The following is a 12784-nucleotide window of genomic DNA, read 5'->3' as shown; positions in this document are numbered from 1 at the left end:
GAACAATTATTTAGCGGCGGATATAGTGCCAAACACAATCAATGTCTAGATCTTCAGAAAAACTTGTTTATATCCTTACCCGGCTTTTCACCTTACTACGTCCGAAATTTCGGATTATTGTGGATCGCGAAAGGAGACTCGGTAATTTCGAGACGACAACTGTCGGCTACAGGACAGATCTGATCAAAGAAGAAGTGTCACGCCGTTATGTCTTTGCCCATCCTGGTGAAAATCTGAATTTCCTGGATGTCGGTGCTCGGGACGGAGAATTAAGCTATTTGCTCGGCATGCAAAAAAATCTAGTGTTCGACAAGTCTTTTTACGATAGCAACATGGCCGCCTTCCGTGCGAAGTACAACTATTACGGCATGGACCTGCACCCGGCTTCAGACGAACGAGTGCTCTCCGGTGATGCTTGCGCCCCTGATTATGTCGACAGTCATCCCGCTTTTCGCAGCAAGTTCGATGTCATCTACAGCAATAACGTATTCGAACACTTCGAACGTCCCTGGATTGCCATCGCCAATCTGAACCAGTTGCTCAAACCCGGTGGCATTGTCATCACGATCGTGCCGTTTTCGCTGCGTTACCACGAGTCTCCGGGCGATTATTTCCGCTATACACACAAAGGCTTGGAGTCACTGTTCACCTCTGTGGGGCGATTCGAAGTACTGGAAAGCGGTTATGACATCTGCGGCCGCCGCAATGACTGGCAAGGAGCCGGTCTCGAAAACGACATAGTACCAATCGACAACTTCGGTGCCTGGCGTGAAACTTGGTTTGCCGTCTGCGTCGTTCGTAAACTCGCCGACTCCACATCGGCAATATGAGGATCAGCAATGTTTGATCGCTTAGTCTCGGTAGCACGCAAACACGTCAGGCATAGCGGACGGCCCGGTTTACTGCCGCGCTGGGTGACCCATGCCGACTACAAGAGCTTTCAAGCATGGCTCCGGCGTGCCCCGACACCGCCTTCACTGGCTTATGGTGCAGAATATCTGGCCGAGGTCGAGAGAAACGGTATTTGCATCGTGCCTGATTTTTGGTCTGCCGAAAAATGTGCCGATGCGCGTGCCGAGATCGATCGCGTGATCACTGAATATCCGCGCTACGTCAACGGTAACGCTAAGGCAGACGTCCGCGTGTACGGTGCCAACAACGCCTCGGCACTGATTGACGACTTCGCTCAGGATGCGCGTCTGTTGGCCATTGCCAGCGCCTACAACCATAAGGCGACCGAGACTGCCTTTACGCTTGCGGCTCGCATGCCGACCACACCCGGCAACAGCGGCTCGGGAGAAGGTTGGCATCGCGACGCATTCTTGCGTCAATTCAAGGCGATTCTCTATCTCTCGGAAGTGAGCATGGAAAACGGCCCGTTCCAGTTTCTCAGTGATTCCCAGCGCAGCAAACGTGTGTTGGTAGATATGAAAACCGCCGATCTGAAATACATGCAGTACCGCATGGAAGAAACCCAGATCGCGCGTCTGCTGGCACAGGAACCGGCGCGATTGAAAACATTTACTGCGCGCGCCGGTACGCTGATATTGGTCGATACCAGTGCGATTCATCGCGGCAAGCCGATCCAGGCCGGCACCCGCTACGCACTGACCAACTACTATTTCCCGACGGATTCGATCGATCAGAGCATGTATGAAAAATTTGATGTGTTACCTCGAGCATGATATTCAGTGACCAAATAAGCCGTACGCTGGACGGATTCCACGCCTACATCGCCAGGAATCTGGCCGCCTGCGCGCAACACCCGGCAGCCCGCGTCTCTGCCTTTTGGGGCGAACATTTTGCTGACCGGAGCAACTTCCCGGATGTGCGTGATTTTTTATCATTTCGCCGCGGTAATTTTCTCTATGGTATCGGCGACACGGGTCCCGCCACATCCGAACAGAAACAGCGCGAGTTTGAGGACATCAGCAAGAGCATGCTGTTGTTTACTCCCGTCGAGTTCATCGAACGGCTACGCGAGCCCGTGCTGGGTGCACCACTGGTATATGCATGCGGCAACGCAATCCTGAGCTCCAGTTATGTATTGAATGCAGGAACCGCATGGCGCGTCAGCCAACTGGTCGCACAATACGGACGTGCCCCGGGGCCATTGCGTATTTGCGAAATCGGTGCGGGCTGGGGCGCATGCGCCAGCCAGTTGCATCAAGTATGTGACGTCGCCAGCTACACTATCGTCGATCTGCCTGAAAATCTTTGCCTCTCAAGCACTTACCTGGCCACTACGTTGCCTGAGCGCCGTGCCGGATTTGTCGAGTGCATTGCCGACGGTACCGCTGCGCCAGAAACCGGTAGCCTTAATTTCGCCTTGCCACCCGCGATTGATCGTCTCTCCGGCCCCTACGATCTGATCATCAACACGATGAGCTTCCAGGAAATGGATCGTGAAACGGTCGACGAATATTTCCGCTGGGCCGCACGGACGCTTGCACCGGGAGGCTTGTTGCTGTCGTTCAATGCACACGATAAGGCCGGCATTCTGCGCCCATCCGATTATTTGCATGACGGCCTGGAACTGGCTCACGTTGCTCCATTCCGCAAAGTGCCCGCGAGTTATTTCAATACCATCCCTTACGAAACCGTCTTCATCCGCAAGGAAGGTGCGGTCAAGACGAGCACCGCCGTCGCCATCGATGCGCTGGGAGAACTGATACAGCTCGGCCTGGACACAGATATCACCGAGATGACCACGGCCGGACTGGCGGCAGAGCACGGCCGTCTGCTGCTCATGCGAGAATTTCTCTATGCCGCCGACGAAACACAACGACAGGCGGTGCTGACACAGTTGCTGCAGGAGGAGGATGTCATCACCAATTTCCTGGCCGGCAATTACTGGTATGCGCAAGGTCACATGGACGTCGCACGGCATCATCTCGCACGCAGCTTGTCAGCAGGATTGCAAGATTTCGCGGCGACCAGAGCCCGTGTGCTGCTGGCGTCTCTCGATCGCAACGTCGATGCCAGTGCCGAAAAGATACTCGTAGAAATCGGCGCTGCCGCTGGCGGGCTGCGTAGTGAGATCGCGGCGATCCTGGCGACCGGCGATGTATCCAGACTGCAAAACCATATCGCACGCGTCCTCGACTGTCCGGTCATCACGCCCGCAGAATCCGGCGCGACGCTGCGCCGGGTATGGCGACGACTCGTTGGAGCCAATGCAGACATATCAACGAAGGCGACACAATGAGCACTCCATCCATCGTCGCCATCATCCCGGCACGCGGCGGCTCCAAAGGCATCCCCGGGAAAAACATCCACCCGCTCGCGGGCAAGCCGTTGATTGTCCACACGATCGAACAGGCGCTGCGCTCATCCCGGGTGACGTCCACAGTGGTCACGACCGACGATGAGCGTATTGCGGCAACCAGTCGCGACGCCGGTGCAGCGGTAATCGTGCGGCCCGCCGTCATCAGCGGCGATACAGCAACCTCCGAATCGGCGCTGATACATGCCGTTGAAATTATGCAGACACAAAACGGCTCACTTCCCGATCTGCTGGTCTTCTTACAATGCACCTCACCGCTGCGTCATCCTGACGACATCGACCGCGCTATTGAAACACTCTTGTCCAGCGGAGCCGATTCATTGTTGTCGGTTTCTCCTAGCCACCGTTTTCTCTGGACGGAGACTGAGGGCGAAGCGCGGTCGATCAATTACGATTTCCATCATCGTCCGCGCCGTCAGGACATGCAACCGCAATATGCAGAGAACGGTTCGATTTATGTATTCCGCCCACAAGCGCTCCTCGCCACCAGCAACCGCCTCTCAGGAAAAATTGCGCTCTACAAGATGGACGAAGACGCCGCCGTCGATATCGATACGCCACTTGATCTGAAGCTGGCAGAAATATTACTCCAGGAGCGTCACAAGGAAGCGCAACGATGAGTACAGCAGCAATACCAGCGTCGGCAGGACGCAAACTGCTTGTCATCGGAAGCGGCTTCATCGCGGCCAAGCTGGCAAGAACGGCAGCCGTCGAATGGGGCTGGCCGGTCGAGGTTGTCTATCGGAATTATCAGAATCCGACGCTCGCAAATTTGACAAGTCATGCTCTGCCGTCCACAGTGGCGGCGCTCGCCGAACTGATTGCGGCATCGGCGGCAACTGATATCGTAGTGGCGCTGGGCTCCTCCTTTGTTCCCGATATCAATCGCGACCTCGACCTCGCCATGCAACAACATCTTGGCGGCGCCTTGCAAGTCATGGATGCGGTCTCGCGCTTGCCAACGCCGCTGGCCGGAAAAATTCTGATGGTCGGTTCGGCGTCTGAATATGGTGAATTTGACGATGCGCCGGTGGATGAACTGCATCCAGCCAGACCGCGCGATCATTACGGCCATCTCAAACTGACCTTGCGCCAGCTGGGGCTGCATTACCATGCCCATCATGGCCTGCCAGTAATCCACGTCCGGCAATTCAATGTCACCGGTATCGGACAAGATTCTCGTTTCGTGCTACCGTCAATTTGTCTGCAGGTTGCTCAAGCCAAAAAATCCAATACTAGCGACGCCGTGCACCGCATCATTGCTGGAAATACCGCCGTACGCCGCGATTTCCTGGCGGTCGAAGATGTATGTGAGGCGTATCGCGCGCTCATGCTCACCGGCGCGCCCGGAAATATCTATAACGTCTGCTCCGGCCATGCCCACAAGATCGCTGACCTGATCGTCATGGCCGCCGACATCGCCAACATAAGAATCGAAGTTGAAGTCAACTCGCAGTTGCTCCGCGAAAACGACAAGGTGCAAGAAATCATTTGCGGCGATCCCGGCAAACTAAAACACTTGGGGTGGCAGCCCAGAGTACAGATGCGCGAACTGCTCGCGCAGATGATCGCGAACTATTCCACTGCCGCCGGCTCTGTCCCATCGGCATCAGCAAAAATTTAATCGAGGTTATATGTCACGCTTTGCATCTCTCAAAAATGACGGTTTGTACGTCATCGCCGAAATCGGTATCAACCACAACGGCTTGCTTGACGAAGCCCTGTATCTCATGAACGAAGCCGCCCGCGCTGGCGTGGACGCAGTCAAATTTCAGAAAAGAAACTTGTCGGAGATTTATGTGGAATCGTTACTGAACGATCCAAACAGCGCAGAATGGTCGTTCCAGTATCTGATTCCACAATTGCAAGTGCTGGAGCTGAGCGAGGACAATTTTAGGATATTGCGCGCAGAAGCCCGCAGGCTCGACATTGATTTCATCGTGACGCCGTTCGACCAGCTTTCCGCCGATTTCGTCGCGACGCTGGAACTCGATGCGGTCAAGTTTTCTTCAGCCGATCTGACCAACTGGCCGCTGATTTCGCATACTTTGAACAAGCTGAAATGTCCTGCGATCTTCAGTACCGGGATGTGGGATGACGCGGTGATCCGCAAATCGGCCAAGTTCATCGCCGACAATTTTTCCAATCGCTATGCGATGCTGCTGTGCCAGTCGACTTATCCTGCTCCGCCGGAATCGCTCAACCTGCGTTACCTCAATACGCTTGCATCGCTGGCACCGATGATCGGTTACTCGGGACATGAACTGGGCGTGCAGGCGTCATTGCTCGCTCACGGGCTCGGTGCGACCATCATCGAAAAACACATCACGCGCGATATCCATCAACTTGGCCCGGATCACAAGGCATCGCTGACGCCCGAACAGTTCCGCGACCTGGTGCAGCAACTCCATCTGACTCGCACCATGCTGGGCGAAGACAAGAAATTTATCACCCAGGCGGAACATCTGAATCGCGAAGTATTCGCCAAATCGCTGGTTGCCAAACGCGACCTGCCTGAAGGTGAAGTCCTCAAGTTGGAAGATCTGAAATTCATGAGCCCGGGCAAAGGCATTACACCTGACCGCCTGACAGATTTTCTTGGCAAGAAACTGATGCGCGCCAAGCTCGCGACCGAATACATCACAGAACTCGATTTCGAAAAATCGCATTCGGTATCGGACTGGCCCCAGTTCACTTTCTCGAAAGATTGGGGCGTCAAATGCCGTTTCCATGATTTCGAAATTTACAAACAGCTGGAAACACCTGTCATCGAATTTCACTGTTCCGACCGAGATGTGATCGATCCCATCTCGGCACACAGCCCACACTCGGAACTGATTATCCATGCGCCGGAAATCATCGGTCGCGACCTGTTCGACCTGTGCTCAGACAGCGCGGAAGTGATTCACAAGTCAGTCGATATCCTGGAGCGCACTATCGTCCGGACCCGTGAACTTGCCCCCGGCTTCAAGCAAACCGCCAAGCCGAAGATCGTTCTGCACGTTGGGGGCATGAGCCTGCTGGACGGCAATCACGATTGCGCCACATTGACGGCGAAAGCTGAGAAGATTCTGCGCGACGTCAATCTTGACGGTGTCGAATTGCTTCCGGAAAACCTGCCGCCGCGGCCATGGTACCTGGGTGGCCAATGGCATCAATACGGTTATATGCGTCCTGAAGACATGGCGTCGTTCTGCAAATCGCTCTCGCTCGGAATGACGTTTGACATCTGCCACGCCCAGTTGTATTGCAAGTACGCCGGTATCAGCCTGGTCGAATACGCAAAAATCGTATTGCCATATATTCGCCACGTCCACATTTCCGACGCCCACGGCATTGATGGCGAAGGCGTCCAGATCGGCGAAGGTGAACTCGATTTTGACGCCTTGTTCCACCATCTTGAAAAACTCAAATTCAGCTGGGTTCCTGAAATCTGGAGCGGCCACATCAATCACGGCGCCGGCACCCATCATGCCCTGTGCTGCCTCGAAAAATACGGCCACTCCCACATGCTCTGACGGTTTGCAATGAGCATTGATTTCGGTAACGACGGCTTTGATTACACGCAGGATCTTTGCAGTGCGATAGAGCGCTACACGGGCGCGGCTGCCGGACGCCGTGCCGCTGCATTCAGGTATCGCGGCATGGAGCTGCGTTATGCCATTGAGCGTCGCCTGTACATACAAGCCATCAATTCGCCATCGCTATTCCATGTGTACCTCGAGCGACAAGGACGTCCGGCAACATCGGCTGCCATGGGGCTCTTGACGCCGTTGGAAGCCGATATTGCGGCGTTTTTTCCCGGCGCCCACGCCATGGTTGCGGCAGAAGCAAGGCAGTCGTTGCTCTACAAGATGGCTCAACGGGCATATGGCTGGCTTCGTAGCCGCCGACACGCGACTGCCGCCGTTGGCCCAACTACTACAGCGCCAATCGGCAACATCCTGATCCATGTCGGTAACGCCAAATTTGCAACATATCTACATCCGGTCACACAGCGACTTGGTCAAGACCACTATGCTTACCTGACCTGCAATGACGCCCAATTGGCGAGGACGCTGACACAAAACGGTCATCGCGTATTTGCGTGGTCGGAGGAAGTATCCTCGTTGCATGGCGTTTTTTCATCTCCGGCGCTCGCTGACTTCGTGCAGCTGATGCATGAGGCCGACCACGTGCTGGCGGCATTGCGCGCCGCACGCCCCGCTGCAGTATTGGTGGTCGAGGGCAATGCTCCCAAAGATGTCATTACCGCTGAAGCTTGCCGTTTGCTCGGTATTCCGTGTTACTGCGTGCAACAGGGATGGTCGCCATACGTACACAACGGCTTTCGCAACATGCGCTATACCGAAATGTTCGTCTGGGGAAAACGCTTCGCGGAATTGTTGACCCCTTTCAACCCCGACCAACGCTTTCTCACCACTGGCAGCCATGCGCTGCAACAAGGTGCGCGACAGCACGTTGACTTGGCACAGGCACGTGTATTCAGTTTTTTTCTGCAAGCGCCTTGCGCCTTGCTGGGCGTCAAAGCATTTGATGCATTTGTGGGCCTCATTGTCGCGGTCGCGAAAGCGCATCCGGCCATCAACTTTACTGTTCGGGAACATCCAGGGTACCGCCTTCCGGAGGATACCCGGCAACAACTGAACGCGTTGCACAATGTTTGTTTTTCGATACCCGGCAAGGAACTGCTGCCAGATCTGATTCGCAGATCGGAGCTGGTTGTCAGCGTCTTTTCCACTGTACTGCTGGAAGCAATGGCCTTGCATGTGCCCTCGCTTATTTGCAGCATTGGCTCCATGCCACGATATGCGCCCGATGTGGCGTCCGTGGGAGCCGCGATTGAAGTATCGACCATCAGTGCCGCGCGTCAGGTAATTGACGAGGTTGCCACAAACTCTGTCCGCTTGTCGGAGATTCGCAAGAACCTGACGCAAATTGCACAGGATTTTTTCAAAGACGGTGACGCTGCGCAGGAAATCGCCGACAGGCTGCTGTCTCATATCAAAACATAGGCGACGCTCCGGTGCAGACCACGAAAAATAACGCCTGGCAGATATACCGTTGCACGATAATGTCCGACAATGTCTGCCTGGCCAATAAATTCAGCCACTCGTTATTCGGAAAGACCGCATGAATAGAATCCTCTCCAAACTGTTGCGGTTATTTGTACTATTCCGTGTGCGCCGAACCGGCGCGACATTGGGTAGCGGCGTGGTCTTTTATGGTTCCCCGCAAATTAAACTGTGCATGTCAAGCTCGCTCTCAATTGGAGCAAGAACTGTGATATGTTCCGACTCGGATTACACCGCGCTGGCACTCAATCACAAGACCAAAATTTCAACTATCCGCGCAGGTGCATCCATTGAGATCGGTAGTGACGTCGGCATCAGCGGCGCTTGCATCGTCTGCGCCGAAAGTATTCGTATCGGCTCCGAAGTACTGCTCGGCGCCAACGTCCTGATCGTCGACTCTGATTTCCATCCGATCAATCCTGTTGGTCGACGTCATAGCGACGACGATACGCAAATCGGCGTAGCACCGGTGGTGGTGGGTGACAATGTATTTATTGGCACTCGTGCAACCCTTCTCAAGGGCGTGTCCATAGGAAAAGATAGCGTAGTTGCCGCAGGTGCAGTAGTTGCCGCCGGCAATTATGTCGACGGAGCGATCCTGGCCGGTAATCCTGCCCGTATAATTGGAAGCGTATATAAAGAATGACCGTTCATGTACTGATGCCCGTATTTAATCGGGTCGCAATGACCGAAGCGATGCTGACATGCTTGCGAGCCCAACAAGTTGATGAGCCACTATCCATCATTGTTATCGATGATGGCTCTACGGACGGTACTGCCGAGCTACTGCTCACTCACCCCGAAGTCCGCGTGCTGAAAGGCGACGGATCGCTATGGTGGGGTGGCGCTATTCAGTTCGGACTAGCAACCATTTTTACTGGCGCAGCGCCACAAGACTGGGTGCTATTCGTCAACAACGATACGCATATTGAAGCGGGCTTCGTGCAGGCCCTGCTGGATGCCGGGCGGACACACGCCCCCGCAGCCGTCGGCAGCATCATTCGCGATGTCGACGAACCAGGGAAATTATTGTCGGTCGGTCCGCGTATCAACGCATGGCGCTTCAAGGTCGACGATGCCGTTGACTCGCTCCCCGCCTTTGTCGACGGCAGTCTGCACGCCGACGATATTATCAACGTCGATGCTCTCAGTGGTCGCGGTGTCCTGTTTCCGCTGGCGGCGCTCAAGAAGGTTGCGGGCTTGCGCCCGCAATGGTTACCGCATTATCTGGCGGACTATGAAGTCGCAGTGCGCGTGCGCTCTGCCGGCTGGCGCCTGATCGTCGCACTAAATGCGCCGGTTTACTCAAAACATGAATACGGCAACGTTTTTCGCGGTGCAACCTTACGCGAACGATTATTTTCCGTCCGTTCCCCAGCATACTTGCCAGCGCGATTTAGATTCTGGTGGAGTGCCAGCAATTCACTGCAACGAGTTACTTTACCTTTGCGGCTGGCGGCCTATATGCTGCTCCAAGCCCTACGCACAAAAACATGAAAATAGCCATCCTCGACACCTATTACCCAGCGTTTCTCACCGCGCAATACGAAAAAACGCCTAGCTTGAAGGCCCTGCCATATCTGCCACAACGTGAGCGACTGCTGGATGAATGTTTTGGCACATCGGATTTTTATTCGCGCCACTTGAACGCGCTCGGCTGGGACGCTCAGGACCTCGTCGTCAATTGCTTACCCCTGCAAGAAGCATGGGCCAAAGAAAACAAAATTGCTTACAGCAGACTGGCGTTACATCTGCCGCATCGTTTTTTCCGTCTGCCATTGATCGGCCGCTCTCTTGCGTCACTGCCCGGCCTAGTAGAAATTGCTGTCGCGCAGATCAAGAAAACACGTCCAGACGTGTTGTATTGTCAGGACCTCAGCTTTTTCCCTCCGAAGATGCTTCGATCGCTACGTGAGCATGTCGGATTAATCGTGGGCCAGATTGCCTGTCCCCTACCTCCCGATGACTTCTTGCGCGAATACGATCTGATCCTAACGTCGTTCCCTCATTTTGTACCGCGCCTGCGTGCACAGGGTATCGCGTCGGAATATTTCCGTATTGGATTTGACACACGTGTACTGGAAAAACTTGGACACGTCGAAAAAGACATACCGGCGAGCTTTGTGGGAGGGATAAGCCGCCATCACGGCAAAGCTGTGCCGACGCTTGAATATCTTGCCCGCAACACACCGATCCAGTTCTTTGGCTACGGCGCCGGCAGTCTGGACTCCAGTTCTCCAATCTTGGCCCGTCACCATGGTGAAGTATGGGGATTGAACATGTACCGTGCGCTTGCGCGCAGCGGCATCACGCTCAATCGTCATATTAACGTGGCTGAGAACAATGCCAACAACATGCGCTTGTACGAAGCTACCGGCGTCGGCACGCTACTACTCACCGATCGCAAGGATAATCTTGGCGAGCTGTTCGAGGTCGGCAAAGAAATCGTTGTCTACTCCACCCAGGAAGAGGCCGCAGAACTGGTCCGCTACTACATAGACCATCCCGATGAAGCTATTGCAATCGCCAGCGCCGGCCAAAATCGCACCTTGTCCGAACATACATACGCCCATCGGATGAAAGAACTGGCCCCCATTCTGGAGCGCCATTATCGGAGCAAAAAATGAAAGCCGCGCTGCGAAAAATACTTGGTCGCTGCCCTCGCTTGAAGCGTGTCTTGCGCAAAATCCACGATGCCCTCTTTGCCGAGAAATCCGTTTCATCCCTCTATGAACCGATCACCGGTGAGCACGCTGACCAAGAAGCCAATCGACTGCGAACATCTTGGCAATCCGAACTGCTCCCCTCCCGGCAACGTGAACTGGTGGACCGACAATTGGCAGAATACCGCCGAGGTAAAGCTGTGGATGTCTTTGATATCCTGGTTCAGGCCCTGCAAAGCATCTACCAGGGAAGCGGAACCCGCAGCCTTCTGGAAGTTGGCTGTTCAAGCGGTTTTTACTCGGAAGTATTGAAAATAAAACAATTGCCGTTCAATTACAGCGGTTGTGACTACTCGCCCGCATTTATCGACCTTGGAAAAAAACGCCATCCCGAAATATCGCTGTCGGTACAAGATGCCACTACCCTAAGCTTTGGCAATGGCGAATTCGATGTGGTAGTCTCAGGATGTTGCTTGTTGCACATCCCGGAATTCGAGAAAGCCATTGCTGAAACAGCACGCGTTGCAAAAGCATTCGCCATCTTTCATCGCACGCCGGTCGTAACTGGTCTGCCACATCAATATTTCCGCAAACAGGCATACGGTGTCGAAACTGTAGAAATCCATTTTAACGAAGCGGAGTTACTTGAGCTTTTCGCTCGTTATGGCTTGGAACTACAAGAGACTTTTACACTCTCGCAAGAGTCAGACTCAAATATCCCCGGTGCCTGCCACTACAACCGAACATATGTTTGCAGGAAAACCCGCAATGCCGCCTAAACACCATTATTTCTGCACTTTATTTGATAGCGGCTACTTGATCAAAGGGATTGCCATGCTCCGCAGTCTGGCGACGCATTGTCCGACGGCCAAAGCCTTTGTGCTTTGTATGGATGAAAAGACCCAGACCCTGCTTGAACAACTCGATCTGCCCTTTGTGCAATGCATCCCTCTTCGTGCAATCGAGGACGAGGCCTTGCGAGCGGTGAAAAATGAACGTGGCGTAGCGGAATATTGCTGGACTCTTTCTCCTTGTCTGCCTTGGTACGTATTGCAACAAAACCCCGAGATTGATTTCATTACCTATCTTGATGCCGATCTTCTCTTTTATTCCGCTATACAACCTCTGCTCGATGAGATCGGCAATGCATCGATAGCGATCATCGAACATCGCTTTGCACCCCGCCTGAAGGATCGCGAAGTCAATGGTCGCTTCTGCGTGGAATGGGTCAGTTTTCGCCGCGACGAAGAAGGTATGGCTTGCCTGGCTCGCTGGAAGGAACAATGCATTGCATGGTGCTATTATCGATTGGAAGATGGCAAGATGGGAGACCAGAAATATCTGGACGAATGGCCTGCGCGCTATTCCTCTTGTCATATTTTGCAACATCCCGGCGCTGGCATCGCGCCGTGGAACTACGAACAATATCAATTCAGCCAAGATAGCGCGGGGGCACTTACAGTGAACGACTCCCCTTTACTGTTCTATCACTTTCATCAGTTCCAGCTGCTTGAAAATGGAAAATTCGACCGGCTCTCCCGCTTTTACACATCTGTTTGCAGGGAACCTGCCTTACTGTACGAGTACTACGAACGCGAAATCAAGAAGAGCATGCTTGAAGTACGCGCTATCGACCCCTCCTTCAAGGCTGGTCTTCAACGGGCTGCTCGCGTCAACGGACGTCGCTGGATCCAGCAATTCGTTCCGATGTGGATCAAGGAAATTGCGCGCCGATTCATCCGCTACTGAAAAGATAACGC

12 protein-coding genes are annotated in these 12784 nt (G+C 54.1%); all 12 read left to right on the top strand.

Annotated features, from left to right (window positions below; translation table 11 throughout):
- Window positions 1-41: 41 nt before the first annotated feature.
- Window positions 42-830 (top strand): class I SAM-dependent methyltransferase, encoded by a 789-nt coding sequence (locus tag F506_RS01260; RefSeq protein ID WP_083457511.1) that lies wholly within the window; start codon window positions 42-44, stop codon window positions 828-830.
- A gap of 9 nt (window positions 831-839) precedes the next feature.
- Window positions 840-1685, top strand: coding sequence for a phytanoyl-CoA dioxygenase family protein (locus F506_RS01255; RefSeq protein WP_083457509.1), 846 nt, complete (start codon window positions 840-842; stop codon window positions 1683-1685).
- Window positions 1682-3208: a putative sugar O-methyltransferase gene (locus tag F506_RS01250; protein ID WP_053194981.1), complete on the top strand. Its 1527-nt coding sequence runs from the start codon at window positions 1682-1684 to the stop codon at window positions 3206-3208. The genes F506_RS01255 and F506_RS01250 overlap by 4 nt, the downstream gene beginning before the upstream one ends.
- Entirely contained in the window at window positions 3205-3906 is a 702-nt protein-coding gene (locus F506_RS01245; protein WP_053194980.1) for an acylneuraminate cytidylyltransferase family protein, read from the top strand. Before F506_RS01250 ends, F506_RS01245 begins: the two co-directional genes overlap by 4 nt.
- On the top strand, window positions 3903-4910 hold the full coding sequence (locus F506_RS01240) for an NAD-dependent epimerase/dehydratase family protein (RefSeq protein ID WP_053194979.1): 1008 nt from the start codon (window positions 3903-3905) through the stop codon (window positions 4908-4910). The genes F506_RS01245 and F506_RS01240 overlap by 4 nt, the downstream gene beginning before the upstream one ends.
- 10 nt (window positions 4911-4920) lie before the next feature.
- Window positions 4921-6804: an N-acetylneuraminate synthase family protein gene (locus F506_RS01235; protein WP_053194978.1), complete on the top strand. Its 1884-nt coding sequence runs from the start codon at window positions 4921-4923 to the stop codon at window positions 6802-6804.
- A gap of 9 nt (window positions 6805-6813) precedes the next feature.
- A complete protein-coding gene (locus tag F506_RS01230; RefSeq protein ID WP_053194977.1) occupies window positions 6814-8301 on the top strand; it encodes a hypothetical protein in 1488 nt (495 codons plus the stop codon).
- 118 nt (window positions 8302-8419) lie between these two features.
- Entirely contained in the window at window positions 8420-9007 is a 588-nt protein-coding gene (locus tag F506_RS01225; RefSeq protein WP_053194976.1) for a DapH/DapD/GlmU-related protein, read from the top strand.
- Entirely contained in the window at window positions 9004-9858 is an 855-nt protein-coding gene (locus F506_RS01220) for a glycosyltransferase family 2 protein (RefSeq protein ID WP_053194975.1), read from the top strand. The genes F506_RS01225 and F506_RS01220 overlap by 4 nt, the downstream gene beginning before the upstream one ends.
- Entirely contained in the window at window positions 9855-10988 is a 1134-nt protein-coding gene (locus F506_RS01215) for a CgeB family protein (RefSeq protein WP_053194974.1), read from the top strand. Before F506_RS01220 ends, F506_RS01215 begins: the two co-directional genes overlap by 4 nt.
- Window positions 10985-11803 carry a class I SAM-dependent methyltransferase gene (locus tag F506_RS01210; RefSeq protein WP_053194973.1) on the top strand — a complete coding sequence of 273 codons (819 nt, stop codon included), beginning with the start codon at window positions 10985-10987 and terminating at the stop codon, window positions 11801-11803. The genes F506_RS01215 and F506_RS01210 overlap by 4 nt, the downstream gene beginning before the upstream one ends.
- Window positions 11793-12773 carry a hypothetical protein gene (locus tag F506_RS23590; RefSeq protein WP_053194972.1) on the top strand — a complete coding sequence of 327 codons (981 nt, stop codon included), beginning with the start codon at window positions 11793-11795 and terminating at the stop codon, window positions 12771-12773. Before F506_RS01210 ends, F506_RS23590 begins: the two co-directional genes overlap by 11 nt.
- Window positions 12774-12784 lie beyond the last annotated feature (11 nt).

The organism is Herbaspirillum hiltneri N3 (assembly GCF_001267925.1).
In the GTDB taxonomy this organism is placed as follows: domain Bacteria; phylum Pseudomonadota; class Gammaproteobacteria; order Burkholderiales; family Burkholderiaceae_D; genus Herbaspirillum; species Herbaspirillum hiltneri.
This window is presented reverse-complemented; position numbering and strand designations above follow the sequence as displayed.